Origin of the sequence: Mycobacterium sp. E136 (assembly GCF_001666865.1) — a bacterium.
In the GTDB taxonomy this organism is placed as follows: Bacteria; Actinomycetota; Actinomycetes; order Mycobacteriales; family Mycobacteriaceae; genus Mycobacterium.
On the sequence record NZ_LZJE01000299.1, the window covers coordinates 1 to 26,975 of the forward strand.

24 protein-coding genes are annotated in these 26,975 nt (G+C 67.7%); 13 read left to right on the forward strand and 11 right to left on the reverse strand.

Going from position 1 to position 26,975, the window contains the following annotated elements:
• Positions 1-188: 188 nt before the first annotated feature.
• From A5698_RS19170 to A5698_RS19180, 3 genes are read left to right on the forward strand one after another with little or no spacing between them, the layout of a single operon-like run.
• Positions 189-2,069, forward strand: coding sequence for an ABC transporter ATP-binding protein (locus tag A5698_RS19170; protein WP_068300083.1), 1,881 nt, complete (start codon positions 189-191; stop codon positions 2,067-2,069).
• 41 nt (positions 2,070-2,110) lie between these two features.
• Entirely contained in the window at positions 2,111-4,036 is a 1,926-nt protein-coding gene (locus A5698_RS19175; RefSeq protein ID WP_084792525.1) for an ABC transporter ATP-binding protein, read from the forward strand.
• Positions 4,033-5,877 carry an ABC transporter ATP-binding protein gene (locus tag A5698_RS19180; RefSeq protein WP_068300084.1) on the forward strand — a complete coding sequence of 615 codons (1,845 nt, stop codon included), beginning with the start codon at positions 4,033-4,035 and terminating at the stop codon, positions 5,875-5,877. The genes A5698_RS19175 and A5698_RS19180 overlap by 4 nt, the downstream gene beginning before the upstream one ends.
• Before the next feature lie 71 nt (positions 5,878-5,948).
• On the opposite strand, the gene A5698_RS19185 is transcribed toward A5698_RS19180, so the two are convergent.
• Both A5698_RS19185 and A5698_RS19190 read right to left on the reverse strand, forming a co-directional pair.
• Positions 5,949-7,328 carry an NAD(P)-binding protein gene (locus A5698_RS19185; protein ID WP_068300086.1) on the reverse strand — a complete coding sequence of 460 codons (1,380 nt, stop codon included), beginning with the start codon at positions 7,326-7,328 and terminating at the stop codon, positions 5,949-5,951.
• A complete protein-coding gene (locus tag A5698_RS19190; protein ID WP_068300088.1) occupies positions 7,329-8,432 on the reverse strand; it encodes an epoxide hydrolase family protein in 1,104 nt (367 codons plus the stop codon). It abuts the gene before it with no gap.
• Between the two features lie 53 nt (positions 8,433-8,485).
• On the opposite strand from A5698_RS19190, the gene A5698_RS19195 reads away from it, so the two are divergent.
• Positions 8,486-8,878: a hypothetical protein gene (locus tag A5698_RS19195; protein WP_068300090.1), complete on the forward strand. Its 393-nt coding sequence runs from the start codon at positions 8,486-8,488 to the stop codon at positions 8,876-8,878.
• Here A5698_RS19195 and A5698_RS19200 read toward each other — a convergent pair.
• Positions 8,856-9,989 carry an FAD-dependent oxidoreductase gene (locus tag A5698_RS19200; protein ID WP_068300092.1) on the reverse strand — a complete coding sequence of 378 codons (1,134 nt, stop codon included), beginning with the start codon at positions 9,987-9,989 and terminating at the stop codon, positions 8,856-8,858. The two genes, A5698_RS19195 and A5698_RS19200, sit on opposite strands and share 23 nt — an antisense overlap.
• Positions 9,990-10,091: 102 nt before the next feature.
• Here A5698_RS19200 and A5698_RS19205 point away from each other — a divergent pair, with 102 nt between their 5' ends.
• The 3 genes from A5698_RS19205 (at position 10,092) to A5698_RS19215 (ending at position 11,447) form a co-directional block, all read left to right on the forward strand.
• On the forward strand, positions 10,092-10,634 hold the full coding sequence (locus A5698_RS19205) for a TetR/AcrR family transcriptional regulator (RefSeq protein ID WP_068300094.1): 543 nt from the start codon (positions 10,092-10,094) through the stop codon (positions 10,632-10,634).
• A 12-nt stretch (positions 10,635-10,646) separates the two neighbouring features.
• On the forward strand, positions 10,647-11,093 hold the full coding sequence (locus tag A5698_RS19210) for a hypothetical protein (RefSeq protein ID WP_068300097.1): 447 nt from the start codon (positions 10,647-10,649) through the stop codon (positions 11,091-11,093).
• Positions 11,094-11,201: 108 nt separating this feature from the next.
• Positions 11,202-11,447, forward strand: coding sequence for a hypothetical protein (locus A5698_RS19215; protein ID WP_068300099.1), 246 nt, complete (start codon positions 11,202-11,204; stop codon positions 11,445-11,447).
• A 7-nt stretch (positions 11,448-11,454) separates the two neighbouring features.
• Here A5698_RS19215 and A5698_RS19220 read toward each other — a convergent pair whose 3' ends face one another.
• The gene (locus tag A5698_RS19220; RefSeq protein WP_068300101.1) at positions 11,455-12,147 is read right to left on the reverse strand and encodes a hypothetical protein; all 693 of its coding nucleotides are present in this window, start codon (positions 12,145-12,147) and stop codon (positions 11,455-11,457) included.
• A gap of 34 nt (positions 12,148-12,181) precedes the next feature.
• Entirely contained in the window at positions 12,182-13,651 is a 1,470-nt protein-coding gene (locus tag A5698_RS19225; protein ID WP_068300104.1) for an acetyl-coenzyme A carboxylase carboxyl transferase subunits beta/alpha, read from the reverse strand.
• Positions 13,652-13,677: 26 nt separating this feature from the next.
• Between A5698_RS19225 and A5698_RS19230 the strand changes: the two genes are divergently transcribed.
• The 6 genes from A5698_RS19230 (at position 13,678) to A5698_RS19255 (ending at position 20,300) form a co-directional block, all read left to right on the forward strand.
• Positions 13,678-14,412 carry an enoyl-CoA hydratase gene (locus A5698_RS19230; RefSeq protein WP_068300106.1) on the forward strand — a complete coding sequence of 245 codons (735 nt, stop codon included), beginning with the start codon at positions 13,678-13,680 and terminating at the stop codon, positions 14,410-14,412.
• Complete coding sequence (locus tag A5698_RS19235; protein WP_068300108.1) at positions 14,412-15,530, forward strand: MBL fold metallo-hydrolase; 1,119 nt, start codon at positions 14,412-14,414, stop codon at positions 15,528-15,530. The genes A5698_RS19230 and A5698_RS19235 overlap by 1 nt, the downstream gene beginning before the upstream one ends.
• Before the next feature lie 84 nt (positions 15,531-15,614).
• The gene (locus A5698_RS19240) at positions 15,615-17,198 is read left to right on the forward strand and encodes a serine hydrolase (RefSeq protein ID WP_068300110.1); all 1,584 of its coding nucleotides are present in this window, start codon (positions 15,615-15,617) and stop codon (positions 17,196-17,198) included.
• Positions 17,195-19,597, forward strand: coding sequence for a cation-translocating P-type ATPase (locus A5698_RS19245; RefSeq protein ID WP_068300112.1), 2,403 nt, complete (start codon positions 17,195-17,197; stop codon positions 19,595-19,597). The genes A5698_RS19240 and A5698_RS19245 overlap by 4 nt, the downstream gene beginning before the upstream one ends.
• 10 nt (positions 19,598-19,607) lie before the next feature.
• On the forward strand, positions 19,608-19,850 hold the full coding sequence (locus A5698_RS19250) for an antitoxin (protein ID WP_067087283.1): 243 nt from the start codon (positions 19,608-19,610) through the stop codon (positions 19,848-19,850).
• A 3-nt stretch (positions 19,851-19,853) separates the two neighbouring features.
• Positions 19,854-20,300 (forward strand): type II toxin-antitoxin system Rv0910 family toxin, encoded by a 447-nt coding sequence (locus tag A5698_RS19255; protein ID WP_068300114.1) that lies wholly within the window; start codon positions 19,854-19,856, stop codon positions 20,298-20,300.
• Between the two features lie 88 nt (positions 20,301-20,388).
• On the opposite strand, the gene A5698_RS19260 is transcribed toward A5698_RS19255, so the two are convergent.
• From A5698_RS19260 to A5698_RS19285, 6 genes are all read right to left on the reverse strand, one after another.
• The gene (locus A5698_RS19260; RefSeq protein WP_156670821.1) at positions 20,389-20,676 is read right to left on the reverse strand and encodes a hypothetical protein; all 288 of its coding nucleotides are present in this window, start codon (positions 20,674-20,676) and stop codon (positions 20,389-20,391) included.
• Positions 20,677-20,765: 89 nt separating this feature from the next.
• The gene (locus A5698_RS19265; RefSeq protein ID WP_068300126.1) at positions 20,766-22,226 is read right to left on the reverse strand and encodes an acyl-CoA synthetase; all 1,461 of its coding nucleotides are present in this window, start codon (positions 22,224-22,226) and stop codon (positions 20,766-20,768) included.
• On the reverse strand, positions 22,223-23,002 hold the full coding sequence (locus A5698_RS19270) for an SDR family NAD(P)-dependent oxidoreductase (RefSeq protein WP_068300124.1): 780 nt from the start codon (positions 23,000-23,002) through the stop codon (positions 22,223-22,225). The genes A5698_RS19265 and A5698_RS19270 overlap by 4 nt, the downstream gene beginning before the upstream one ends.
• A 20-nt stretch (positions 23,003-23,022) precedes the next feature.
• A complete protein-coding gene (locus A5698_RS19275; protein ID WP_068300118.1) occupies positions 23,023-24,567 on the reverse strand; it encodes an AMP-binding protein in 1,545 nt (514 codons plus the stop codon).
• Between the two features lie 8 nt (positions 24,568-24,575).
• Positions 24,576-25,313, reverse strand: coding sequence for a GntR family transcriptional regulator (locus A5698_RS19280; protein ID WP_067087292.1), 738 nt, complete (start codon positions 25,311-25,313; stop codon positions 24,576-24,578).
• Positions 25,310-26,917 (reverse strand): Vgb family protein, encoded by a 1,608-nt coding sequence (locus tag A5698_RS19285; RefSeq protein ID WP_068300121.1) that lies wholly within the window; start codon positions 26,915-26,917, stop codon positions 25,310-25,312. The genes A5698_RS19280 and A5698_RS19285 overlap by 4 nt, the downstream gene beginning before the upstream one ends.
• Between the last annotated feature and the right edge of the window lie 58 nt (positions 26,918-26,975).

Sequence of the window (26,975 nt, forward strand, 5' to 3'; positions counted from 1 at the left end):
GACGAAGACACAGCCTGGACACACCGACAACCCGCCGCAGCGGCTTGACAACTTACGCACCTGGGATGTCTAGCCGGTCCTAAACCGCCGAGGGGTGGGCGCCGAACCTGGGTACTCCGAATGTGCCCTGGTCAGCGGCCGCGGGAAGCCGTTGACCTCATCTATTGTTGAGGTTCTACGGTGATTTCATGAGCATGGAAACGGTCGCGCGGCAGGCGCTCTACCGGCAGTCGCATGCCCGCGGCGGTGACCTGCGGTCGCTGCTGAACGCGGCGTTGCTGCGTCGCATCTGGCGCTTCGCCGGCCGCCACCGTCCCCGGCTGCGCGCATTCGTCGCGGTCAGCGTCGTCGCGGCTCTCCTCGGCGTCGCCACGCCGGTGCTGGCGGGCAAGGTCGTCGACGCGATCACTGCGGGCGCGGCGCGCACGGTGCTGCTGCTGGCGGCCGTCATCGCGGCGGTGGCCATCGCTGAGACCGCCGCCTCCCTGGTGACGAGGTGGCTGTCGTCGACGATCGGCGAGGGTTTGATCCTCGACCTGCGCACCGCGGTGTTCGATCACGTACAGCGCATGCCGGTCGCCTTCTTCACCCGCACCCGCACCGGCGCCCTCGTCAGCCGGCTCGGCAACGACGTGATGGGCGCGCAGCGCGCCTTCTCCGACACCCTCTCCGGCGTGGTGGCCAACCTCGTGACGCTAACGCTCACGTTGGTGGTGATGCTGTCGATCTCGTGGCAGGTGACGCTGCTCTCGCTGGTGCTCGTGCCACTCTTCATCGTTCCCGCCCGCCGGATCGGCCGCACCATGGCCCGGCTGTCCCGTGAGGCCGCCGCACACAACGCGACCATGAATACGCAGATGACCGAACGGTTCTCGGCACCCGGCGCCACGCTTGTCAAGCTGTTCGGCAATCCGGCGACCGAATCTCGCGAGTTCGCCGTGCGCGCCGGTCGTGTCCGCGACATCGGCGTGAAGACCGCGATGCTGCAGTCGGTCTTCATGAACTCGCTGACGTTCATGTCCGCGTTGGCGCTCGCACTGGTCTACGGGCTCGGCGGTGCCCTCGCGATCGGAGGTCACCTGCAGGCGGGTGCGATCGTGTCGCTGGCGCTGCTGTTGACTCGCCTGTACGCCCCGTTGACCGCACTGGCCAACGCGCACGTCGAGATCGCCAGCGCGCTGGTGTCCTTCGAGCGGGTTTTCGAGGTGCTCGACCTCCAACCGCTCATCGCCGAGAAGCCGAGCGCCGTCCCGGTGCCCGCCGGCCCGGTCGCGGTGCGGTTCGACGATGTGCGGTTCTCCTACCCGTCGGCGGACAAGGTGTCGCTGGCCTCGCTGGAGGAGGTCGCCGAGCTCGATATCCGTGGCGGTGACGAAGTGCTGCACGGCATCTCGTTCGCGGCGCGGCCCGGGCAGATGGTGGCGCTGGTCGGCTCGTCGGGCGCGGGCAAGTCGACGATTGCGTCGCTGCTCGCGCGCCTCTACGACGTCGACTCCGGTGCGGTGACGCTCAACGGCGCAGATGTGCGCGACGTGTCGTTCGCGTCGCTCAAGGAAACCGTCGGCGTGGTCACCCAGGACGGCCACCTGTTCCACGAATCGATCCGCGCCAACCTCACGTTGGCCGCGCCCGACGCCACCGATGACGAACTGTGGGAGGCGCTGGACCGCGCCCGGCTCGCCGATGTGGTCGCCGAAATGCCCGACGGCCTCGACACCGTGGTCGGCGAGCGCGGCTACCGGTTGTCGGGCGGACAGCGCCAGCGGTTGACGATCGCGCGACTATTGCTGGGCCAGTCCCGGGTCGTCGTGCTCGACGAGGCCACTGCCTCGCTGGACTCGGAATCGGAGGCCGCGGTGCAGCAAGCGCTCGGCGAGGCGCTCGCCGGTCGGACATCGATCGTCATCGCGCACCGGCTGTCGACGGTGCGTGCGGCCGATCTGATCCTGGTGGTCGAGGACGGCCGCATCGTCGAGCGGGGTACCCACTTCGAACTGCTCGCCAGCCGGGGTCGTTACGCCGAGCTGTACGAGACCCAATTCGGGACCCAGGAGACAGCGGCCGCGTGATCGTCCGTTATCCAGTTGCCCCGCATGGGAAGATGGACTAAGTGGTCGTCCCCGGAATCCAGGCCCTGCGCTCAGCGCCGGCCATCGCCCCGCCACCGCAACGCCGACGAGCAAGCTCGGATCTGTGGCGGATGCTGCCGTACCTGCTGCCGTACCGGGCGCGGTGGATCGCGATGGTCAGCGTTGCCATCGCCAGCCTCGCGGCGACGGTGTCGATCCCGTTGATGACCAAGGCCGTCATCGACGGTCCGGTGCGGCACCAGGATCAGCAGGGACTGTGGCTGCTCGGCGCCGCCGCAATGGGCGTCGGTCTCACGGAAGCGGTGTTGTGGTTCATCCGCCGTTGGCTGGCCGCGCGCGCCACCATGGGCGTCGAGGCCGACATCCGCAAGGACCTCTATGCCCGCCTGCAGGTGCTGCCGATGAGCTTCCACGGTCGGTGGCAGTCCGGACAACTGCTGTCGCGGATCATGAACGACCTGAGCACGATTCGGCGCTTCATGTCCTTCGGCATGCTGTTTCTGTTGCTCAACGGTCTGCAGATCACCGTCGTCACGGTGATTCTGCTGACGATGTACTGGCCGTTGGGCGTGGTCGTGGTGGTGTCGATCGTGCCGATCACGCTGACAGTCATGCATTTCCAGCAGGAGTACACCCGCTTGTCACGGCTGGCTCAGGACCAGGCCGGCCACGTCGCCACCCACGTCGAGGAGTCCGCGCTGGGATTGCGGGTCGTGAAATCCTTCGGCCGCGAGGACTACGTCTACGACCGGTTCGACGAACAACTCACCAATCTCTATGAGACGCAGATCGATCGCGTGTCGGTCTCGGCGAAGTTCTGGACGCTGCTCGAAGTCATCCCGAACCTGACGTTGATCGTCGTGCTCGGTTTTGGCGCATACGCCGCCGGCGAGGGCCACGTGACCATGGGCACGCTGGTCGCGTTCATCACGATGATGTTGTCGCTCGTCTGGCCGATCTCCTCGCTCGGCTTCCTCTTGTCGATGACGCAAGAGTCGTTCACCGCCGCGAACCGGATCGCCGAGATCTTCGACAGCCCAATCGACATCGCAGACGGACCGGTCGACCAGACCCCGCGGGACGGGCGCCTCGAACTCGTCGACGTCGGTTTTCGGTTTCCTGACTCCGAGGACTGGGCCCTGCGCCACGTCACCGTCACCGTAGAGCCAGGGGAGACGCTTGCTCTGATCGGTTCGACGGGCTCCGGCAAGTCCGTGCTGGCCGCGCTGGTGTCGCGTCTGTACGACGTCACCGAGGGATCCATCCGCATCGACGGCCGCGATATTCGCGACTTCACCCTGCCCGCGCTGCGTGAAGCGGTCGCGACCGCCTTCGAAGACCCGACGCTGTTCTCGATGTCGGTCGCCGAAAACCTCAGGCTCGGAAGGCCGAACGCGTCCGACGACGAGCTGGCCCAGGCCATCGATGTGGCAGCCGCGCAGTTCGTCTACGACCTACCGTTCGGGCTCGCCACCCGCATCGGCGAGCAGGGTTTGAGCCTGTCCGGCGGTCAGCGGCAGCGGCTGTCGCTGGCCCGCGCGATTCTGGCTGCACCGAAAATCCTCGTGCTCGACGACACGTTGTCCGCCCTCGATGTGCACACCGAGGCGGTGGTCGAGGAGGCGCTGCGTCGCGTGCTGCACTCGGTCACCGGAATCGTTGTGGCGCACCGTGCATCGACGGTACTGCTCGCCGACAAGGTCGCCCTGTTGGAGAACGGCACGATCACCCACGTCGGCACGCACGCCGAGCTGCTGGCCGAGGTGCCGCAGTACCGCTACCTGCTCGCCGCCGACGACGAACTCGACGACGGCGCCGAGCGGGCGTGCGCATGGGAGGACGACCGGGACCGCAGCCGCCTCGACCACGCCGTCGAGGAGCAGGAGGCGCTGGAACGCGACCGCGCGCGGCGACGATACGTCACCTCGGAGGCCGAGCGCCGATGACCGCCACCGACACCTCCGACACCGCGACCGCCGAGTGGCGTGGCAAGTTCGAAGAGCACCAGGACGATTCGCCGATCGACGAAAGCATCGATAGGCGCCGGGAGGCGCGTCTCCTGCTCGGTGACCTGCTTCGCCCGTACCGCGTCGCCGTCGCGCTGCTCGCCCTCGTCGTCGTGGTGGAAAACGCCGCGCGCCTGTCGGTGCCGATCCTTGTCCGGCGCGGCATCGACGATGGCATCCCACCCATCATCGCTGGCGAGACGGCGCATGCACTGATGACGATCGTCGGCCTCCTCGCCGTCGTCGTGGCGGTTCAGGCCACCAGCAGGATGTTCTTCCTCCGCCGCTCCGGACGGATCGGCCAGAAGGTGCTTCTGGAGTTGCGCCGCAGGGTGTTTCGGCACTTCCAGCGCCTGGACATCGCGTTCCACGAGCGCTACACCTCCGGGCGGGTGGTGAGCCGATCCACGAACGACGTCGAAGCAATCCAGGACATGCTCGAGACCGGCTTCGACAGCCTGGTGACCGCGGTCCTCACGCTGTTCGGCACCGCCATCCTGCTCATCGCGCTCGACTGGCGGCTCGGGTTGATGTGCCTGGGCGCCTTTCCGGTGTTGATCGGGCTGGTGTGGTGGTTCCGCAACGAGTCCGCGAGGACGTATCGGCGGGTGCGTGAAAGCGCCGCATTGGTGATCGTGCAGTTCGTCGAGACGATGACGGGAATCAAGGCCGTGCAGGCCTATCGCCGTGAACCGCGCAACCAGCAGATCTTCGACGACATCGCCGATCGCTACAAGGCCGACAACGAGCGCACCTTCCAACTGCTGGCGATCTTCATGCCTGGCGTCAAACTCGTCGGCAACCTCACCACCGGTGTTGTGCTGCTCTACGGCGGCTACCGCGTGCTGCACGGGCAGATGACCATCGGAACGTTGACCGCGTTCCTGCTCTACCTCCGCATGTTCTTCGAACCCATGCAAGAGATCTCGCAATTCTTCAACACGTTCCAGTCGGCGGCGTCGGCGCTCGAGAAGCTGGCCGGTGTGCTCGCCGAGCGGCCCGGCATCAAGGACCCTGAGCGTCCCCTCGAACTGACCGATGTGCGCGGTGAGATCGCCTTCCGCGACGTGCGATTCCATTACGTCGCCGACCGTCCGGTGTTGCCGGACCTGACGCTGGAGGTGCCTGCGGGTCAGACCGTCGCCCTGGTCGGCACCACCGGCGCGGGTAAGACGACGATTGCGAAGCTGATCGCGCGGTTCTACGACCCGACGTCCGGCTCGGTAACGCTGGACGGCGTTGACCTGCGCGATCTTTCGCAGATTGAACTGCGTCGCCATGTCGTGATGGTCACCCAGGAGAACTTCATGTTCGACGGGACCATGGCCGACAACATCCGGTTCGGCCGCCCCGACGCGACCGACGCCGAGGTGGCTGCGGCGGCCGAAGCCGTCGGCGCCGACCGCTTCATCGCGGCGCTGCCCGACGGCTACGACACCGACGTCGCGAAACGCGGCGGCCGACTCTCGGCCGGACAGCGGCAACTCGTGGCGTTCGCGCGGGCGTTCCTCGCCGACCCGGCGGTGCTGATCCTCGACGAGGCGACGTCGTCGCTGGACATCCCGAGCGAGCGCATGGTGCAGCGTGCGCTCGAGACCGTGCTCGCCGACCGGACCGCTCTGGTCATCGCGCACCGGCTCTCGACCGTTCAGGTTGCCGACCGGGTGCTGGTGCTCGAACATGGCCGCATCGTCGAAGACGGCACGCCCGGCGAGCTGATCACCCGTGCCGACGGCCACTACGCCGCGCTGCACCGAGCGTGGGTGGAATCGCTGGCGTGACCGTCGCCGAAACTGAAGATATTTGCGAGGTCGGCGCGAATACTCGCACATAAGCTCAGTTTGGGCGGCACTCAAGCCTGCGCCAGTAAGACTTCCAACTTTTCGTTGATCGCCGGCAGCTCGGAGCTGAGCATCGAGATGACCCGGTCCCGCGCCCGCTCGCTGACATTGGCGGTCACGTGGTGCAGCGCGTTGAGTCGCGCCGCATCGACCCAGGCCATCATGTCCGGATCGGAGAACCATTTCAGTTGATTCTCGTTGAAGATCAACATCATTCGCAGCCAGTCGACCGGCACGTGCGGGTAGGGAACCGGCTTGCAAAACGTGTTGCGGGTGTCGTCGTCGGGGTAAGCGTTCTCGACGTGCGCTATGACGGCGGCGCTGAAAGCGGGCTGGCACGTGCGCACCGTCTGCAGCGCGATGTGGTCGCCGTCGAAGATGGTCGTGACCGGCTCCTTGCCCAAACCGTCTGCGGTGCAGTCGATGTAAAGCACCGAACCGTCGACTTCGCGCACACCGTCGGCGAGCGTGATGCGACCGGGCTCGAGCGCCTGGACGTAGCCCATCCGCACGACGTCGGTGATGCGGCGCAACTCGGCCAGCTCGGCCTGCGACAGAATCGCACATCGATACATCGTCGGTTCGACGGACCGGTCGATGCGCTGCAGGCAACCCTTGTCCTCCAGCAGTTCGAACAGATGCGGGAGCGACTCCGCCTCGCGCACCGCCGCCAATTGATTGCCGAAATCCCGCAGCGTGTTCTTCGCGAACTGCCGACCGGGCTGGATGGCGGACCGGTCAAGCACCCAGGACTCGCGGGGCTTGATCCACGTGACCCGCTCCGCCGCGACGCCGTGCCGCAACAGCCACAGGCACGAGTCCATCGCCGTCTTTCCCGCTCCCACAACCACATAGCGGTCGTGCGGCCCTCGTATGCGCGGAAGGCTGTTCGGCGGGACGACGTCGACGCCGTCGGCGACGGCGTAGTTCGGGCGCCGCATCGAGGGCACGACGACCTCCACCCGGGTGGTCACCAGCCACGGCGCCACCACCTCGATGTCCTCACCGCCGAACGTGCGCACCCGACCGTCGCCGAGATACTCGCTCATCGGCAGGTACGTGACGCGGCCGGTCGGCAGCAGATGCTGGGACATCACCGCATCGAAGTACGCGCACACCTCGGCTCCGCTGGCCAGCTCGTAATAGCCTGCGTTGAGCCCGAATTGGTCGACGGTGTCGCTGCCGAGCCCGCGGGAGTTCACCCCGTAGTAGGCAGACGGCTGGTGCAGTCGCACGAACGGATAGGCCGTCGTCCAATGCCCGCCGGGCTGATCGTTTCGGTCGACCACCACGACCGTCGCGTCTGATTCGTGGACCAACGTGTCGGTGAATGCGAGCCCCATCGCCCCCGCGCCCACGACGAGGTAGTCGGCCTCCAGCGTCCGCCCCATCTACCGCACGCCGGAGAAGAACTTGGCGACGTCGTCGACGTACAGGTCGGGCTGCTCGAACGCCGCGAAGTGACCACCGCGTGGCATCGTCGACCAGTGGGTGATGTTGTATCCCTTCTCGCACCAACTGCGCGGGGCCTGCAGGATCTCCTTCGGGAAGGATGCGACACCGGTCGGAAGTTCGACGCGGTCGAATCCGCCGAACGCGTTGAAGCTTTCCCAGTAGAGCCGGGCCGACGACGCGCCGGATGCGGTGAGCCAGTACAGCATCACGTTGTCGAGGAGTTCGTCCTTGCTCAGCACGTTCTCCGGGTGGCCGTCGCAGTCCATCCACGACCAGAACTTCTCGACAATCCATGCGAGCTGCCCGACCGGGGAGTCGACGAGCCCGTAACCGAGGGTCTGCGGCCGCGTGGACTGTTGTTTGGAATAGCCCGAGTCCCACTTCTGGTAGTACTGGCCGCGCTCCAGCGCCCGCTGCTCCTCCTCGGTCGGATTCTCGAGCTTGCCCGGCGGGAAACCGAGCGGCATGTTGAGGTGGATTGCCGCGCAACTCCCACCGTTGCGGCCGATCTGCGTCGTGACCGCGGCACCCCAGTCGCCGCCCTGCGCGCCGAACCGCTCGTAGCCCAGCCTGCCCATGAGCGTGTCCCACGCCGAGGCGATCTTCTCGATGCCCCACCCTGCGGCGGCGGGCTTCCCGGAGAACCCGTAGCCGGGCAGCGACGGGCAGACGACGTCGAAGCCGCGCTCGGTGAGCGGCTCGATCACCTTGTGGAATTCGACGATCGAACCCGGCCAGCCATGGGTGATCAGCACCGGGAACGCGTCGGGCTGCGACGAGCGCTGATGGATGAAGTGGATGTCGAGGCCGTCGATCTCGGTGGTGTAGTGGTCGAAGCGGTTCAACGCCTCTTCGCGGGCCCGCCAGTCGTATTCGTCGGCCCAGTACTCGGCCAGTTCGCGGGTGTAGTCCAGCGGGATGCCCTGGCTCCAATCGTCGACGCATTCGGCCTCCGGCCACCGCGTTCGGCGCAAGCGAGAGTGCAGGTCGGCGAGATCGTCGTCGGGAATCGTGATTCGGAACGGGCGGATGGCTGCCATGTCCGGATCCTGTCACGGGATGAATTTCCGCGACGGCGGGAGTCGATATCTGTATGACGACGATCGGGACGGTGGGGAGACGGGCGTGCGCAGTGCTCGCGGCGGGGTCGGCCCTGCTGCACACGGCCATGCTCGGTTACGCGCAGACCCCGTTCGCGGCGGCGCTGATGGCGTCCATGGCCGCTGCGTGCCTGTACTGCGCGCGCGACCTCTGGCGCGACGGGCGACAGCGCACGTGGGTGATCGTCGCGCTGATGAACCTCGCGATGATCGCCATTCATCTGCCTGCGCCCGGCCATCACCACGCCGCCGCGGCCGCCTCGCCGTCGACGGTGATGGGAATGGCCACCGTGGTCGCCATGGTCGAGGCCGCCGCGGCCGCGGCCGTGCTGTACGTGCACAGCCGCGGCAGGGTGGTGGAGCTCAGCGGTACACCAGACCGCTGAGCCGACGGGCCAGGCCGTAGCGCACCGCGGGCACCAGCCCGGCGAGCCGGATCGCGGTGTTGCGGATCGGCCGTACGGCGCGGGGGAGCGTGGCCAACCGGGTGAGGCGATCGGTCATCTCGACCACCTCCTTCGCGATCGGGCGCCGTGACTGGCTGTATTCGTCGAGCCGCGTCTCGGGCTCGCCCGCGAGGACCGCGGCCAACGCGTCGGCCACTGCCACCGCGTCCTGGATGCCCAGGTTCATGCCCTGACCACCGGCGGGGCTGTGCACGTGCGCGGCGTCACCGGCCAACAACAACCGGCCAGCGCGGAACGCGTCGGCGACCCGGTGGTGGATCCGGAATCGCGACCCCCAGATCACCTCATCGACCGTCAGTGTCCCCTCTCCGATGCGGGTGTCGAGGATCTGCTGAACGAATGCCGCCGACGGTTCCTCGGGTGCCTCGGCGACGGGTGCCACGATGCGATGCACGCCACCGGGCAGCGGGGCCACCACCGTCAGACCTTCTTTCGCCCAATAGAGAATGACCTCGTCTTCGGGTGCGCTGCCGGTGAGTCGGACATCGGCCAGCGCGAACGAGTCGTCGTACACGCTGCCGGCGAAGCCGATGCCTGCCTGCTCACGTACGACACTGTGAATCCCGTCGGCGCCGACGACGTAACGGGCGTGGATGCTGTCACCGTCGTCGAACGTCGCGGTGACGCCGGTCGCATCCTGTTCGACGGAGGCCAGCGTCTTCGGGCGCAGCACGGATCCGCCCAGTTCCTCCAGCCGCTCGAGCAGCAGGCGTTCGGTGGTCGACTGCGACACCATCAACGAGTAGGGGTAGTCGGTGGCCAGGCCGCTGAAGTCGACGGGGATCAGGGTGCGGCCGCGGTCGCGGATGGTGAATCGCGGGGCCTCCACTCCTTCCTTCACCAGTCGCCGCGCCACGTCGAACCCCTCGAGCACTTCGAGCGTGCGGGCGTTGACCACGGCGGCGCGCGAGGTGTTGGCCCCGGCCGCCTGACGGTCGATGACCGTCACGGCCACGCCGCGGGAGCGCAGCGCAACCGCTGCGGCCAACCCGGTCGGGCCTGCCCCCACGATGAGAACGTCTGTGTTCATCTCTTTCTCCTTCCGTCGGCGCCGTCTATGCCAACGCTTGTTGGCATAAGCATCCGCTGTCGGTGCTGCTATGTCAACACTTGTTGGCCTACAATTGTTGGCATGCGTAGATCCTCGGAACAGACCAAGGCGGTGATCCTGGCGGCGGCCCGGGAACGGTTCGCCAGATCGGGGTTCGAGCGGGCCACGATCCGGGCCATCGCGGCGGACGCCGGCATCGACCCGTCGATGGTGATGCGGTATTTCGGGAACAAGAACCAGTTGTTCGCGGCGGCCGCGGACTTCGACCTGCAGATCCCCGACTTGTCCGGTGTCGATACCGGTGGGGTCGGCGCCGGCCTGGTCGCGCACTTCATGAACCGGTGGGAACGCGACGAGGCGTTGATTGTGCTGCTGCGGTCGAGTGCGACCAACAGCGACGCGGCCCAACGGATGACCGAGATCTTCACCCGGCAGCTGCTGCCCGCCGTCGCCGAGATCAACCCGGACGACCCGGAGCGGCGAGCCGCGTTGATCGCGACGCAGACGTTGGGTCTGGCGCTGTGCCGGTACGTGCTGCAGTTACCGCCAATCGTCGCGATGACCCACGAGGAGATCGTCGCGGCGATGGGACCGACCGTGCAGCGCTACCTCGACGCCCCGTAATAATCGGCGGTGATGTGGACCCCAACGCTCATCCTGATCGCCGCCTCCACGCTGATGGCGTGCGTCCTGCTCGGAGGCGGACTCTACGAGACCATCGTCATCGATCCGGCCTGGCCGAAGCGGCCCGGCATCATCCAGGCGCACAACGGCGGAATATCGCGACGCCGGTTCTGGATTCCGACGCACACGGTTTTCGAACTGCTGCTCGTCGTGTCGCTGATCGTCGGGTGGGCGCATTCCGACGTGCGCACCGCGCTGTTGGTCGCGCTGGTCAGCCATGCGCTGATGCGGGTGTGGTCGCTGATCGATTCCGTGCCCAAGGCGGTGGCGTTCGAGAAGGCCGATCCCGCGGAGGTCGACGAGACCGCGGCGGTGCGCTGGACGCGGCGCAGCCTCCTGCGGTTGCCGCTCGACCTCGTCACCTGCATCGCGACGCTCGCCGCGCTGGCGGTCGCATAGACCGGTCTGAAGCGGGCATAGGTAGGGCATGAGTGAGGACGCCGGCCGCGCGCCGCAGGAGAATCCGCAGAAGGACCGGCTGCAACAACAGACAGGACGGAATTCATCATGATCTCGACCGAGGATGTACGCGCGCTGCTGCAGTCCGAGGAGAAGAACGCCGTGCTGGTCGTGGTGGAGGGCCGCGTAGACGTGATCGGTGCGGGCCGGCTCGCTTCGGCCGATTATCGCGGCGCGCTCGAGGTGGTGTCGCGCGAGGATTTGGTGAACCGCATCGGCGACACACCGTCCGATCGCGAGATCGAAGAGCAGGCAGCGCAACTCGACACCGCGGTCTCCGAACTGGGCGGCTGAGTTCGGCTCACGCCTCGATCTCGCCGACGATCTTGCGTTCGATGCTCGCCCGGGTCGTGGCCGGTAAGGCGATGAGACCGTCGAGTTCTTTCTGCGCGCGGGCATAGGCGGCCTTGCGCTCGTCGGAGGTCGCGGCTTCGTCGGACGCCAGGCGTAACAGGTGTTGGGCACGCTCGATGCGCGCCTGGTCCTCGGACGAGAAGTCGCCTCGGCGGCGGCGAATCGCATCGGCCTCGGCGACGTTGAACGCCACGACGTACTCGTGCACGGCGTCGCGGTAGTCGACCTGCGCGTCACGGTCGTCGAGAATGTCGTCGACGGAGTCCGGGCGCAGCAGATCCGCACGGCTCCTGGCCTTGTGGAAGGCGATGGTCAACGGCGCACGCATGTCGGTCATCAGCGGAAAGTCCAGCAACTTGGCGATATCCACCTCGTAGTCGAGCCAGCGCGCGTCGGTCTCGGCGTGGCGCTGCATCACCTTGGCCACCTCGCGCCGAGTCGCCTCCTCGTTCGTGTGCGCTCGCCGCGATGCTTCCGCGAGCGCCACCTTGGTCTCCTGCTTGATGCGGTAGCGCTCGAGGCGACGTTGAGCGCGACGCTCGTTGGCTGCCGCCACCGCACGCACCGTTCCGCCGATCGCGCCGCCCAGCGGGAAGATCAGCCACCAGAAGTTTCCGGCGAAATGGAGCAGAGCTTCCATCCAACCCAGCATGCCACCGGACGATGGCCGAGCATCACAGCCCGATACGCCGGTAGCGCGCCAGGCGTGCCTGCAACCGCTCCTCCCCGGGCACCGTCCGCAACGAATGCAACTCGTTGGCGATCACCGCCGACAACCGCTGGGTGAACTGCGTCGGCTCGTCGGCGGCATCGGGGTTCTCGGGCACGACCACGTCGACGATGCCGTTACGCAGCAGGTCGGCCGACCGGATACCCTGCGCCGCAGCCAGTTCCGGGGCGTGGTCGAGATCCCGGAACACGATCGCGCTGGCTCCCTCCGGAGGGAGCGGGGCCAGCCAACCGTGCAGCGCGGCCAACACCCGGTCGGCGGGCACCATCGCCAGCGCGGGCCCGCCGCTGCCCTGACCCAACAGCACCGAGACCGTCGGCGTATCCAGCGTGACCAGTTCGGCCAGGCAGCGCGCGATCTCGCCGGCCAATCCGCCCTGCTCGGCCTCGACGGTCAAAGCCGGTCCGGCGGTGTCGATCACGAGCACGAGCGGCAGTTGCAGCCCCTCGGCCAACGCCATGCCCCGGCGCGCCTCGAGCAGCGCCGCGGGTCCGACCATGCCCCCGACCACGCGCTGCTGTCCGAGCACGACCGCCGGCTGACCGCCGAACCGGGCCAGCGCCAGCAGCGTCGTGGCCGCCTCGCCCTGTCCCGTTCCCGACAGCAGCACCCGGTCGGTCGTCCCGTGCCGCAGCAGATATCCCACGCCCGGCCGGTCTGGCCGCCGCGACGCCTCCACCGACTCCCACGCCGGCACGTCGGGCAGCGGTCCCATCTCGGGCGGCGGAGGCGGCGGGTCCGCGGGATCGGCGACGACGGTGAGCGTTCGGTTCAGCGTGGCGCGCAGCGCCTCGAGCGGCACCACCCCGTCGATGACGCCGTGCCGGTGCAGGTTCTCGGCTGTCTGGATGCCCTCGGGAAACGGCTCACCGTAGAGGTGCTCGTACACCCGCGGCCCGAGGAAGCCGATCAACGCTCCTGGCTCGGCGCCGGTCACATGCCCCAGTGATCCCCACGAGGCGAACACCCCGCCGGTCGTGGGGTGCCGCAGGTACACCAGATACGGCAGATGCGCGCGCTTGTGTAACTCGACGGCCGCGGCGATCTTGACCATCTGCAGGAACGCGACGGTGCCCTCCTGCATCCGCGTGCCACCGGAACTCGGCGACGCCAGCAGCGGCAGCCGCTCGGCTGTCGCCCGCTGCACCGCGGCGGTGATCCGCTCGGCCGCCGCCACTCCGATGGATCCGGCCAGGAAGTCGAACTCGCAGAGCACCAACGCCACTCGGCGGCCGAACACCGTGCCTTCGCCGGTCACCACCGACTCGTCAAGGCCCGTCTTCGCCGCCGCGGCGGCCAGCGCCCGGCGGTAGTCGGCGCTCGCGTCGACGTCGCGCGGAGGGCCGTCCCAGCTCCGAAACGACCCGGCGTCGAGCACGGCATCGCGCACCTCGAGGGCACCGATCCGGCTCATCAGGCGAGCCTATATAGGCTGGCGACATGATTGGTGTGACCCGTGACGGCCACGTGATGACCCTGGAGATGCAGCGTTCCGAGCGCCGCAACGCGCTCAACGCAGAACTCGTCGATGGTCTGCGCGAGGCGATCGAGAAGGCCAGCGCCGAGGATGTCCGCGCGATCGTGCTGACCGGGCAGGGCCATGTCTTCAGCTCCGGCGCCGACCTGTCGGGCGGCCAGGGAGTCGCGGACGAGCTGCCCGACAAGGCCCGCGCGCTCAACCTGGCGATCGATGCCGCTCCCGTCCCCGTGATCGGCGCGATCAACGGTCCCGCCATTGGCGCCGGTGTCATCCTGTCGATGATCTGCGACCTGCGCGTCGTCGCACCCGAGGCCTACTTCCAGTTCCCGGTCGCGAAATACGGCATAGCCCTGGACAACTGGAGCATCCGGCGGCTGACGTCGCTGGTCGGCGCGGGCCGGGCCCGGGGCATGCTGCTGGCCGCCGAGCGGCTCACCGCCGACGTCGCGCTGCAGACCGGGATGGCCAACCGCATCGGCACCCTGGAAAACGCCCAGGCCTGGGCACAGGTGATCGCGGGCTACGCGCCGCTCGCGCTGCAGCACGCCAAGCGGGTGCTCAACGATGACGGCGCCTATGAGGATCCGTGGCCGGCGCACCAGGAGTTGTTCGACCGGGCGTGGGCCAGCCAGGACATCATCGAGGCGCAGGTCGCGCGCATCGAGAAGCGTCCCCCGAGGTTCAAGGGCGCCTGATGATCCGGGCGGCGCTGCGCATCGGCTTCGGCACGGCCTCACTGCTGGCGGGCGGGTGGCTGCTGCGCGCTTTGCAGGGTGCGCCCGCGGCGCTCGGCGCCTCACCCACGGAGATCGAGCGGGTCGCGCGGCGCTCCGAGAATTACCGCGACGGGGTGTTCGTCAACCTCGAGCCGGCGTCGATGATGAGCATCGACCAGGAGCAGCAGCGCCTGTTGGTGCGCGAGTTGATCGGGTCGCGCGGCGTCTCGAAGCCTGCAGGAGAGATCCCCGTCGTCACGCCGTCGCCCACCGAACCGGACTCGACGCAGGTCTCGGCGTGCTGGTTCGGCCATTCGTCGGCGCTGGTCGAACTCGACGGCTACCGCGTGCTGGCCGACCCCGTGTGGAGCCGGCGGTGCTCGCCGTCGCAGACGGTCGGTCCGGAACGCATGCACGAGGTGCCCGCCCCGCTCGAGGCGCTGGCCGCCGTCGACGCCATCGTCGTCAGCCACGACCACTACGACCATCTCGACATGGACACCATCACCGGGCTCGCGCGCACTCAGCGGGCGCCGTTCGTGGTGCCGCTCGGCATCGGTGCCCACCTGCGCAAATGGGGGATTCCGGAGAGCCGGATTGTCGAGCTCGACTGGCACGAGAGCCACACGATCGGCGAGCTCACCCTGGTGTGCACACCGGCGCGACACTTCTCGGGCCGGCTGCTGTCCCGCAACACCACGTTGTGGGCGTCGTGGGTGATCATGGGCCCGCGGCACAAGGCCTTCTTCGGCGGCGACACCGGATACACCAAGAGCTTCGCCCAGATCGGCATGGACCACGGGCCGTTCGACCTGACGCTGCTGCCCGTCGGCGCCTATCACCCGGCGTGGCCGGACATTCACATGAATCCCGAAGAGGCGGTGAGGGCGCACCTTGACGTCGCCGAATCCGACAAGGGCCTGCTGGTGCCGATCCACTGGGCCACCTTCCGGCTCGCCCCGCATCCGTGGGCCGAACCGGTCGAGCGGTTGCTGCGTGCCGCCGACGCCGAGCAGGTGCAGATCGCGGTGCCCAAACCGGGGCAGCGGGTTCGGCTGGACGCGGCCCCGCCGCTCGACCACTGGTGGCGGTTCTAGCTCCTTCCGTCCAGCGCACGCTTTGCAGGTGGACTCGCGGTTTGCGTACCGCAACCGTGCGCTCGCCGGGTTACCGTTCAGCTCATGAAAGCACTGGCCAGGGTGGCTGTCGTGGGGTTGTTACTCGTTGCGGGCTGCGGAGCCGAGGCCGCTGAACCCGCCCCGCAGCCGTCGCCGACCGCGCAGTCCGACGTCCCGCCGCCGCTGGTGCCCGCGATGCCGCTGCCGGAGAATGCGGTCGACAACGCGGTGGCCAAGCTGGACGGCATCGCCGAGGACCTGATGCGCAAGTCGGGGATCCCGGGTATGGCGGTCGCCGTCGTGCACGGCGGAAAGACCGTGTACGCGAAGGGCTTCGGCGTCAAGGACGCCACCAAGCCCGACGATGAGGCGAACCGGGTCAACCCGGACACGGTGTTCCAGCTTGCCTCGGTGTCGAAATCCCTTGCCGCGACGGTCGTCGCACACGAAGTCGGCGTGGGCGCCCTCGGCTGGGACACTCCGATCGTGTCCAAGTTGCCGTGGTTTGCGCTGTCCGACCCAGCGGTCACCCCGATGGTCACCGTCGGGGACATGATGTCGCACCGCTCCGGGCTGCCCGACCATGCCGGCGACATGCTCGAGGACCTCGGGTACGACCGCAGGCAGGTGCTCGAGCGGCTCCGCCAGCTACCACTCGACCCGTTCCGGATCTCCTACGCCTACACCAACTTCGGGTACACGGCCGGTGCCGAGGCGGTCGCGGTGGCCGCCGGGAAGCCGTGGGAGGCGCTCGCCGACGACGTGGTGTTTCGTCCTCTCGGCATGGGGCAGACGAGCTACCGCTTCGCGGACTACGTATCCCGAGCCGATCGCGCGATCGGCCACATCCACATGGACGGGCGTTACGAGCCGGCCTTCGTCCGCGACGCCGACCCGGAAGCGCCTGCGGGCGGGGCGAGTTCGTCGGTCAACGACATGACCCGTTGGCTGGCCATGGTGCTCGCGAACGGCGGCCACGACGGCAAGCAGATCGTCGCCGCGGATGCGCTGCTGTCGGCGCTCACACCCCAGATCGTGTCGAGTCCGGCCACCGAGCCCGCCATGCGGTCGGGCTTCTACGGGTTCGGTTTCAACGTCAGCTCGACCTCGGCCGCCCGTATGGAGCTGAGTCATTCGGGCGCGTTCGAACTCGGCACCGGAACGAACTTCCTGATCCTGCCGTCGGCGGATGTCGCGATCGTCGCGCTCACCAACGCCACTCCCTCGGGGGTGCCCGAATCGCTGACCGCGCAGTTCGCCGACCTGGTGCAGTTCGGCGAGGTACGCGAGGACTGGTACGGCCTCTACAACGCCGCGTTCCAGAAGATGGAGAAGCCGGTCGGGTCGCTGGTGGGCAAGCAGCCGCCGGCCAACCCCGCACCCGCGGCGCCGCTGGCGTCCTACGTCGGCACCTACAACAACGACTACTGGGGGCCGGCCAGGATCACCGAACGGGACGGCAAGCTGCGGTTGGCTCTCGGCCCGAAGTTCGATGTGCCACTCGAGCACTGGGACGGTAACACCTTCACGTTCTCTTTCGTCACCGAGAACGCCCCGCCGGGAACGATTTCCACCGCAGTGTTCGATGGCGACAACCTCACCCTGGAGTATTACGACACGTTCAAGAAGGGGACGTTCGTCAAGTGACAGCCGCACCCGAACTAAAGGCCGCCGGGCTCACCGAAGCCGAGGTCGCGCAACGCATCGCCGAAGGAAAGACCAACGACGTCCCGACGCGGGCGGCGCGCAGCGTCTCCGACATCGTGCGGGCCAACGTGTTCACCCGCATCAACGCGATCCTCGGCGTCCTGCTGATCATCGTGCTGTCCACCGGTTCGATCATCAACGGCGCGTTCGGGCTGCTGATCATCGCCAACAGCGGCATCGGGATCATTCAGGAGTTGCGCGCCAAGCGGACATTGGACAAGCTGGCGATCGTCGGCCAGACGAAACCGTTGGTGCGTAGGCAGGCCGGCGCCGGATCCGTGGTTGCACAGTTGAGCCCCAACGAGATCGTCCTCGACGACGTCATCGAACTCGGGCCCGGCGACCAGATCGTCGTCGACGGCGAGGTGGTCGAGGACGCCAACCTCGAGGTCGATGAGTCACTGCTCACCGGGGAAGCGGATCCGATCGCCAAAGACGTTGGCGATCAGGTCATGTCGGGCAGTTTCGTCGTCGCCGGTTCGGGCGCCTACCGCGCCACCAAGGTCGGCCGGGAAGCCTACGCGGCCAAGCTCGCCGAAGAGGCCAGCAAGTTCACCCTGGTGAACTCCGAACTGCGCAGCGGTATCAACAAGATCCTGCAGTTCATCACGTACTTGCTGGTCCCCGCCGGGCTGCTGACCATCTACACCCAGCTGTTCACCACCGAATCCGGTTGGCGGCGTTCCGTGCTGGCGATGGTCGGCGCGCTGGTGCCAATGGTGCCCGAAGGGCTGGTCCTGATGACGTCGATCGCGTTCGCGGTCGGCGTGATCCGGTTGGGCCGCAGGAAGTGTCTGGTCAACGAACTGCCCGCGATCGAGGGCCTGGCCCGCGTTGACGTCGTCTGCGCCGATAAGACCGGCACCCTGACCGAGAACGGGATGCGGGTCTCGGATCTCGAGCAGCTCGACGAGGTCGACGTCGGCAACATCCTGGCGCAACTCGCGGCCGACGACGCCCGGCCGAACGCGAGCATGCAGGCCATCGCCGAGGCGTACAAGATGCCTCCCGGTTGGACCGCGACGGCCGTCGCGCCGTTCAAGTCCGCCACCAAGTGGAGCGGCGCCTCCTACGGTGAGCACGGCAACTGGGTGATCGGCGCGCCGGACGTGCTCTGCGAACCGGGCTCGCCGGTCGCCGAAGAGGCCGAGCGGATCGGATCGACCGGGCTGCGGGTGCTCCTGCTCGGGCGCAGCGACCTGCCCGTCGACCATCCCGACGCTCCCGGCTGCGTGACGCCCGCCGCGCTCGTGGTGCTCGAACAGCGAGTCCGGCCCGATGCGCGCGACACCCTCGATTACTTTGCCTCGCAGAAGGTTTCGATCAAGGTCATCTCCGGTGACAACGCCGTGTCCGTGGGTGCCGTCGCGGGTTCCCTGGGCCTGCACGGGGAGTGCATGGACGCCAGGCACCTGCCGGAGGCCACCGACGAGCTGGCCGATGCGCTCGAGACGCACATGACGTTCGGCCGCGTACGCCCCGACCAGAAGCGCGCGATGGTGCACGCCCTGCAGTCCCGCGGGCACACGGTCGCGATGACCGGCGACGGTGTCAACGACGTGCTCGCGCTCAAGGACGCCGACATCGGCGTGGCGATGGGTTCGGGCAGTTCCGCGTCGCGCGCGGTGGCGCAGATCGTGTTGCTGGACAACAAGTTCGCGACCCTGCCGTACGTTGTCGGCGAGGGCCGCCGGGTGATCGGCAACATCGAACGCGTCTCGAACCTGTTTTTGACCAAGACCGTCTACTCGGTGCTGCTGGCGACGTTCGTCGGCCTGGCCGGGCTGGCGTCGAAGATCTTCGGCACCGACCCGCTGCTGTTTCCGTTCCAGCCCATCCACGTCACGATCGCGGCATGGTTCACCATCGGCATCCCGGCGTTCATCCTGTCGCTGGCGCCCAACAAGGAACGCGCGCATCCGGGATTCGTGCGCCGCGTGATGACGGCGGCCCTGCCGTCGGGTGTGGTCATCGGCGTCGCGACGTTCATCTCGTATTTGGTCGCTTATCAGGGTCGCGAGGCCACGCCGGTCGAGCAGACGCAGGCGTCGACCGCGGCGCTCATCACCCTGTTGACCGGGGCGATCTGGGTGCTCGCGGTGGTGGCGCGGCCCTACCAGTGGTGGCGGGTCGCGCTGGTCGTCGTCTCGGGCCTGGCGTATGTGGTGATCTTCGCCCTGCCGCTGGCGCAGGAGCTGTTCATGCTCGACATCTCCAACGCGAAGACGATGTCGATCGGCCTGGCCATCGGCGTGGTCGCGGTCGGCGCCATCGAAGTGATCTGGTGGGTGCAGGGAGCGGTGTTGGGAGAGCGCCGACGGCTGTGGCGATACGAGTAGGGTTGGGCCCATGGCATTCCTCGACAAGGTGAAGAATCTGCTGGCCAAAAACGCCGACAAGGTGGACACCGCGATCGACAAGGCCGGTGACATGGTCGACAAGAAGACGCAGGGTAAATACGCCCAGCATGTCGATAAGGTCCAAGACGCTGCGCGCAACTACGTGAACAAGGACAACCCGTCCGCGCAGAACGCCCCGCAGCAGCCGCAGCAGCCGCCCCAGGCTCCGCCGCAGCCGCCTCAGCAGCCCTGAGACATGGCCAAACTCTCCGTATCCGTCGACGTACCCCTGCCGCCGGAGCAGGCGTGGTCGTGCGCATCAGACCTCGCCCGGTACAAGGAGTGGCTGAGCATCCACCGGGTGTGGCGCAGCAAGCTGCCTGAGACGCTCGAAAAGGGCACCACACTCGAGTCGATCGTCGAGGTCAAGGGCATGCCGAACCGGATCAAGTGGACGATCGTGCACTACCGCCCGCCGGAGGCGATGACGCTCAACGGCGACGGCAAGGGCGGCGTCAAGGTCAAACTGATCGGCAAGGTGAAGCCCGCCGCGAAGGATCCCGCCGGATCGACCGTCACGTTCGACGTCCACCTCGGCGGTCCCGCGCTGTTCGGTCCCATCGGCATGGTCGTCGCCGGAGCGCTCAAGGGCGACATCGGGGAGTCCCTTAACCGGTTCAAGTCGGTTTTCGCCCCGGCCTGACCACTCGCGAGCAGACGCGTACCTGCCCCTTTTCGCGCGACTTCAGGCAGTTTTACGTCTGCTCGCGGAGGAAGGGAAAGGGCAAGGGTCAGACAGTGCCGCCGGCCAGGGCGTATTCGCCGAGGGGGCTCACGGATCGGTCGCGGCTCTGGCGACGCTTTTCCAGGCTGCCGTCGAGGACGAGGCTGGCCCGAGCGCCGACGAGGTGCAGCACCGCGAGCACACCGGCCGCGATGGCGATCGTCGACTGACCGACGAGGAAGGCGGCCAGGCAGGCCGTGGAGGCCAACAACGCGCCCGCATGCAAAAACAGCGCCGACGTCGCCAGCCAGTCGGAGGCGGGCGAACTGCCGGTGGTCAGCATGTGGTCGGTCATCGATTTCCTTCTCGCAGGTAGCAGGGCCGTTAGTACCCCGGCGAATCCGGCCCCAAACCGATGGTCAACTGTGATCGCGCGCACAGCGCTCAGCGCACCCGGTCGCGCAGCTCCCGCTTGAGCACCTTGCCGTAGCTGTTCTTCGGCAGTTCGTCGATGAACTCGTAGCGCTTCGGGCGCTTGAACCGGGCGATGCGCTCGAGCAGGTGCGCGTCCAGCTCCTCGGGCGACACCGACCCGACGATGAACGCGACCACGACCTCACCCCACTCTTCATCGGGTGCGCCGACGACGCCGGCCTCGACCACCGCCGGATGCTCGAGCAGCACCTCCTCGACCTCGCGGGGATAGATGTTGCTGCCGCCGCTGATCACCACGTCCTTTGACCTGTCGCGCAGCGTGAGGTAGCCGCGGTCATCGAACGAGCCCATGTCACCGGTGTGCAACCAGCCGTCCTGCAGCGTCGCGGCGGTCGCTTCGGGGTTCCGCCAGTAACCGGACATGACGACGTCGCCGCGGCACACGATCTCTCCGATCTCGCCGACGTCGGCGGGCGTCCCGTCGGCGCGCAGCACCGCCACGTCCACCCCGGACCGCGCATAGCCCACCGACCCGAGCACCGCGTCGTCGGCCCCGGCGTGGTCGGCACGGCGCAATCCGGTGATCGTCATCGGCGCCTCGCCCTGGCCGTACAGCTGTACGAAGACCGGCCCGAACGCGGCCATCGCCTTCTTCAGGCTCTCGACGTACATCGGGCCGCCGCCGTAGACAATGGTGCGCAGGTTGTGCGGGCATGCGCGGCCGGTCTGCACCAGGCGCTGCACCATCGTCGGCGCCAGGAACGCGCTGCACCCGGGATGGCGCTCGCACAAATCGAGGAATTCGTCGGGCTGGAACGCCCCCGACTCGGGGATCACCTGGCGCGCCGCGCGCAGCACGTACGGCGGGATGTAAAGGCCCGAGCCGTGTGACATCGGAGCGCCGTGCACCAGCGTGCAGTTCTCGTCGGGCGAATCGAAGTCGGCCAGGTGTGACACCGTCATCGCCATCAGATTGCGGTGCGACAGCATCGCGCCCTTGGATTTGCCCGTCGTCCCGCTGGTGTAGAACAGCCACGCGAGCATTTCGGGATCGGTGGTGGGCGGCGGCGACGGCTCCGCGGTGAACCACTGGTCGTAGCCGTCGCTGCCGATGACCGCGATCGGCACCTCGGTTTCCGGTCCGAGCGTCGCCGCGATCTTCGGCGAGGCGAAAACCTGTGTGGCGCCGGAATCCTCGAGTATCTGCACCATCTCTCGCGGGTGCAGCTTGTAATTGATGGGCACATACACACATTCGGCCGCCCACACCCCGAACATCAGCTCGATGATCTGCGGGCAGTTCTCGCTGGCGACGGCGATCCTCGCGCCACGGTCAGCCAGCGACGCGGCCAGGCGCAGGGACCGCTCACGCAGCTGCGTCCACGTCTGATGTTGCCGCTCACCGTGATACACCGCGCCGCGGTCGCCGAAGCGGCTCGCGGCCTGATCGAGCAGGGCAAACAGGTTCACTGCCGCGCCACCCATTCGGAGTTCAGCGCGAAGTCCGACAGATACTTCGTCGAACTCCATCCGCCGTCGACCACGATCGTCTGCCCATTGATGAAACTCGCGCCGTCCGAGCACAGGAACGCCACGGTGCTGGCGATGTCGTTCACCTCACCGAGCCGCGGATACGGTGTCATCTCGGTGTTGATCTTGCGGAACCGCTCGTCTTCGAGGCGTGTGGACACCATCGGTGTCAGGGTGACCCCGGGAGCCACTGCGTTGCAACGGATTCCCTGTGGGCCGTACTGACATGCGATGTGCTGCGTCAGCGAGGTCAGTCCGCCCTTGGCCGCGGAGTACGCACCACCGCGCAGGCCACCGACGACGGCGAACGTCGACGTCACGTTGACGATCCCGGACCCCGCCTCCATGTGCACGATCACATCGCGGGCCAGGCGGAACGGCGCCCGCAGCATCAGTCCGAGGAAGTAGTCGAGGGACTCGTCGTCGGTTTCGTGCAACGGCTTTGGGCTGCCCACCCCGGCGTTGTTCACCAGGAAGTCGATGCGCCCCCACCGGTCGAGCGCCGTCTGCACGATCCGCTGCGGTGCATCGTCGGCGGTGAGGTCGACAGCGACGGTCGCAATACGGTCGGCGTCACCGACGGCCTGCTCCAACTCGGCAAGCCGGCTTTCGTCGCGGCCGGTACCCAGCACGGCCATGCCCGCCTCGGCCAGCTTGGTCGCACATCCGAAACCGATACCGCTGCTCGCCCCCGTCACGATCGCTACCTGAACCATTCTGCTCCTCGCGTCCGCGGTCATTCCAGCGCCGCTCGTATTCGATGCTTCAACACTTTCCCGGCGTCGTTCTTCGGCAACGCCTCCCAAACCACCATCTGCTCAGGCGCTTTGAACCGCGCCACACCGTGCTCCTCGAGCAGGGCCCGCATGCCCGCGACGTCGGGTGGTGGCCGATCGGTGGCGACGACGACGGCGCACGCCCGCTCGCCGGTGCGCTCATCCGGTACACCGACGATCGCGATCTCCGCGATGCCCGGATGCCCGATGAGGATGTCCTCGATCTCCTTGGGGGAGATGTTCTCGCCGTTGCGGATGATGATGTCCTTCGCGCGACCGGTCACGACGAGGAAGCCGTCGTCGACCCACCGGCCGAGATCACCGGTGCGGAAGTAACCCTCGTCGTCGAAAGCCGAAGTCTCGTCTTCGGGATGCAGGTAACCGACGAGCATCTGCGGTCCCCGGGCGCGGATCTCACCGTCGACCAGTTTGACGTCGGCGATGCCCGGCCTGCCGTCGGTGTCTGCCGCGTGCTCGGGGTCATCCAGTGAGCCCACCGTGGTCACCGGAACCTCGGTCGATCCGTAGACCCGTGACACCGCCGCCTTGTCGAAATAGGCGGTGGCGCTGCGGATCAGCGCCGGGGGGACCGAAGCGCCCCCGCAGATGAACACCTTCAACTCGGGTAACCGCGTAGCGGCGCGCTCGGCGGCGGCGAGCAGCCCGTCGAGGAACGGGGTGGCCCCCGCCATGTGCGTGACCCGCTCGTCGAGCATCAGCGCCACGGCCGCGTCCGGGTCCCAACGCTGCATCAGCACGGCGGTGCTGCCGAGCAGCAGGGGGCATTCGAACGCATAGATCGAACCGCCGATGTGCGCGATCGGGGACGGTACCAGGAACGTGTCTCCGGCCTCGACGCACCAGTGCGCTCCGATCTGGCGGATCAGGGCATGGATTGAATTGTGCGTGTGCAGGACGCCTTTCGGCCGGCCTGTGGTTCCCGACGTGTAGAGGATCATGCGCACCGTGTCGGCGTTCAGCACCGGCAGCACGCCCGTTCCCGCGCCGCCGAACAGCGACTCGTACGGAGTGTGCTGACCCGCATCCCCACGCACCACGATGACCTCCGGCGGGGCGGCCATCGCACCGGTGACCCGGTCGAGCATCGCGACGTAGTCGTGCTTGTTGAAGGTTGATGGCACGAAGATCGCCCGGACATCGGCATCGCGCAGGATGAACGACAGCTCATGATCGCGCAGCGAGGGCAGGATCGGGTTGACCACCATGCCCCCCAATGTCGCCGCGTGGTAGACGACCGCGGCCTCCTGCCAGTTCGGCAGCATGAACGACACGACGCTGCCGGCGGGCATCCGCGACATCAACACCTGCGCCAGCGTGAGCGCCCGGTCGTGAAGCTCCCGGCAGCTGATCCGAAGGTCGCCGTCCACCAACACGGTTCGGTCGGGCGTCGAGGTGGCCGCATCGCGCAGCGCGTCGGCCAGCGTGTCGTGCACCCACAGCCCTCGCCGGTAGGCGTCCGCGCTGCGCTTCTCGTCGACACGCACGGGTAAACCTAACCCTTGATCCGGCGCATGGTCATCGAGTGCCGGTACCGCGACGAGGGATGGGTGTTGATGGTCACCTGCGCCACCTCACCGTCCGACGTCGTATAGGTGCGGCGCATCTCCAGGGCGGCGCTGCCCATTTCGACCTTCAACGCGCCGGCGAGTTCCGGCGTCACGGTGATGGCCGCCATCTCCTGATGAACCTCGACGATGCTGACCCCGAACAGGTCCTCGATGAGCGGGAAGATGGGGCCCGAATGACGTTGCAGCAGGCGACCGACCGCCGCGAACGCACGATTGATGTAGTACTCGGTCGTACAGACGGGTGTGTCGCTGCCCTCGGCTTGTCGGCAACCGCGCACCGCCAGCCACTGGGAACCGGCCTTGAGCCCGGTGTGGTCGGCCAGGTCGTCGTCGACGGTCACCATCGCGTTGGACTCGATGGTCAGCTGGGCTCCCGCCGCGAACGCCAGCAGGTCGTCGATCGAGACTACGTCCTGGGCATACGAATTCGACGCAGGACGGGGAACCACCAGCGTGCCCGCCCGCGGTCGCGATGCGATCAGGTTGTCCTCGCGCAGCCGGCGCAGCGCCTCGCGAACGGTGTAGCGGCTGACGGCGAACCGCTCGCACAGTTGTTGTTCGGTGGGCAACTGCGAGCCGACCGGGTAGATCCCGTCGACGATCTCCTTGCGCAGCGTGCGCGCCACCTGCAGGTAGCGATGGTCGGTGGGGCTGACGGTCATGTTCGTCGCAGCGCCAGCACGCTGCCCTCGCCGTCGGCCGACACATACAGCGTGCCGTCACGGCCGACGGTGATGCCCGCGAACGGTCCCTGTGGGCCGGAGAACGGCGGCATCCCCTTGAGCGGCTTGGGTTCCACGCCCGGCGGGGGACCCACCGGCAGATCGGACGCGATCGTGGTGCGCTCGCCGCCGGCCAGGTTCACCGCAACGACCTCCTTGGCGCCCGCGTCGACGATGTAGAGCACACCGTCGGCGGTCGCGACGCCCTGCGGCTTCGTCAAGCCGTCGACCACGGTTTCCGTGGCGCCGCCGACCGCGACCACGCGCCCCGCTCCGGACTCGGCGACCAGCACGCGGCCGTCGTCGTCGAACACCACGCCGACGGGGTCCCGCAGATCCGTCGCCAGCACCTCCGTGCCACCCGATCCGAGCGCGTGCACTCGTCCGGTGCCGAGTTCGGTGAACACGATCCGCTCGCCCGGCCCGACCGCCACACCGTAGAGCTGGTCGAAACCGTCTGCCAGATAGTCGGTCTCGCCGTCGGCCGGACGGTAGCGCGCGATCTGCCCACCGGATGTGGCGACGACGAAGGCATTGCCCGGCACCGGCGCCAGGCCGCGCAGGAATCCGGGATAGCCGGGGGAGAACAGCATCCCGACCGTTTGCAGCGATCCGTCGTCACCGACGGTGTAGAAGTAGGTGCCGTCGGCGACGTAGAGCCGCCCGTCCTCGCCCACCGCAAGGTCGAGCGGCCAGTTCAAGCCGCCGCCGAGCAGCGTGCGGGTCTCGCCGACGCCCACGATCTCGGTGATCTCACCGGTGAAGTTCGATACGAACAGCCGGTCCCCGACGAAGGTCAGGTTGTCCAATCCCGGATTGAGCTGGGCCAGAAGGGTTTTCTCGCCGCTCCGCGGGTCGATCCGCAGTACCTGCCCGCTGGCCACCTGCGTCGAGACCAGATTGCCCTGCGCATCGAACTTCACGGCGTCGGGAACGCCGAGGTCGGCGGCCACTCGTTGCGGCTCCCCGCCCGCGGGGTCGATGCGCCAGATCTCATTGGCCGTCATCAGCGGGTAGTAAAGGAGGCCGTCGGGGCCCACCTCCATGGCGTTCGGCGACGGAAGGTTCTCCAGCAGGATCCGCTCCGCGCCGGTGGCACGGTCGAGTTCCATCAGCCGCCCGCCATCGCGGCACTCGTTGATGAACAGGCGATCCTGATGCACGGTGATGCCGTTTGCGCACGGCAGGTCGTCGCGCAGTACCCGTGTGCGCCCCGAGGCGTCACGCGCGCTGACTCGCCCGTCCATCACCTCGGTGGCGAAGAGGTTGCCGTTTCCGTCGAACGCGACGTCGTCGGGGGCGATGATGTCCCCGCCCTTGGCGCTGACCGTCTCCAGTTTTCCCGTGCCCAGGTCGAGCGCGCTGATCTGGCTGCCCGTCACCTGGGCGACATAGACGCGGCCGTCCGGACCGGTGCGCAGACCGTTCGCGCCGAACAGGCGGCTTGCTGCGGTGAGCCGCTCGACGTGCCAGCCCTGCGCTGCCGTCGGGCTGCCGCCCGGATAGCGAGACTGCTGCAGGGACCCCGTCGCCGATCGCGTCATGACCTGGCACGTTAGCAAGCCTGCTTAGTCCAGACAATAGGCCGCGAAAGAAGCTACG

Coding starts and splice junctions, on each gene's coding strand:
- A5698_RS19170 (WP_068300083.1), top strand. CDS start 189: ATGAGCATGGAAACGGTCGCGCGGCAGGCGCTCTACCGGCAGTCGCAT.
- A5698_RS19180 (WP_068300084.1), top strand. CDS start 4,033: ATGACCGCCACCGACACCTCCGACACCGCGACCGCCGAGTGGCGTGGC.
- A5698_RS19185 (WP_068300086.1), bottom strand. CDS start 7,328: ATGGGGCGGACGCTGGAGGCCGACTACCTCGTCGTGGGCGCGGGGGCG.
- A5698_RS19190 (WP_068300088.1), bottom strand. CDS start 8,432: ATGGCAGCCATCCGCCCGTTCCGAATCACGATTCCCGACGACGATCTC.
- A5698_RS19195 (WP_068300090.1), top strand. CDS start 8,486: ATGACGACGATCGGGACGGTGGGGAGACGGGCGTGCGCAGTGCTCGCG.
- A5698_RS19200 (WP_068300092.1), bottom strand. CDS start 9,989: ATGAACACAGACGTTCTCATCGTGGGGGCAGGCCCGACCGGGTTGGCC.
- A5698_RS19205 (WP_068300094.1), top strand. CDS start 10,092: ATGCGTAGATCCTCGGAACAGACCAAGGCGGTGATCCTGGCGGCGGCC.
- A5698_RS19210 (WP_068300097.1), top strand. CDS start 10,647: ATGTGGACCCCAACGCTCATCCTGATCGCCGCCTCCACGCTGATGGCG.
- A5698_RS19215 (WP_068300099.1), top strand. CDS start 11,202: ATGATCTCGACCGAGGATGTACGCGCGCTGCTGCAGTCCGAGGAGAAG.
- A5698_RS19220 (WP_068300101.1), bottom strand. CDS start 12,147: ATGGAAGCTCTGCTCCATTTCGCCGGAAACTTCTGGTGGCTGATCTTC.
- A5698_RS19225 (WP_068300104.1), bottom strand. CDS start 13,651: ATGAGCCGGATCGGTGCCCTCGAGGTGCGCGATGCCGTGCTCGACGCC.
- A5698_RS19230 (WP_068300106.1), top strand. CDS start 13,678: ATGATTGGTGTGACCCGTGACGGCCACGTGATGACCCTGGAGATGCAG.
- A5698_RS19235 (WP_068300108.1), top strand. CDS start 14,412: ATGATCCGGGCGGCGCTGCGCATCGGCTTCGGCACGGCCTCACTGCTG.
- A5698_RS19240 (WP_068300110.1), top strand. CDS start 15,615: ATGAAAGCACTGGCCAGGGTGGCTGTCGTGGGGTTGTTACTCGTTGCG.
- A5698_RS19250 (WP_067087283.1), top strand. CDS start 19,608: ATGGCATTCCTCGACAAGGTGAAGAATCTGCTGGCCAAAAACGCCGAC.
- A5698_RS19255 (WP_068300114.1), top strand. CDS start 19,854: ATGGCCAAACTCTCCGTATCCGTCGACGTACCCCTGCCGCCGGAGCAG.
- A5698_RS19260 (WP_156670821.1), bottom strand. CDS start 20,676: ATGACCGACCACATGCTGACCACCGGCAGTTCGCCCGCCTCCGACTGG.
- A5698_RS19270 (WP_068300124.1), bottom strand. CDS start 23,002: ATGGTTCAGGTAGCGATCGTGACGGGGGCGAGCAGCGGTATCGGTTTC.
- A5698_RS19280 (WP_067087292.1), bottom strand. CDS start 25,313: ATGACCGTCAGCCCCACCGACCATCGCTACCTGCAGGTGGCGCGCACG.
- A5698_RS19285 (WP_068300121.1), bottom strand. CDS start 26,917: ATGACGCGATCGGCGACGGGGTCCCTGCAGCAGTCTCGCTATCCGGGC.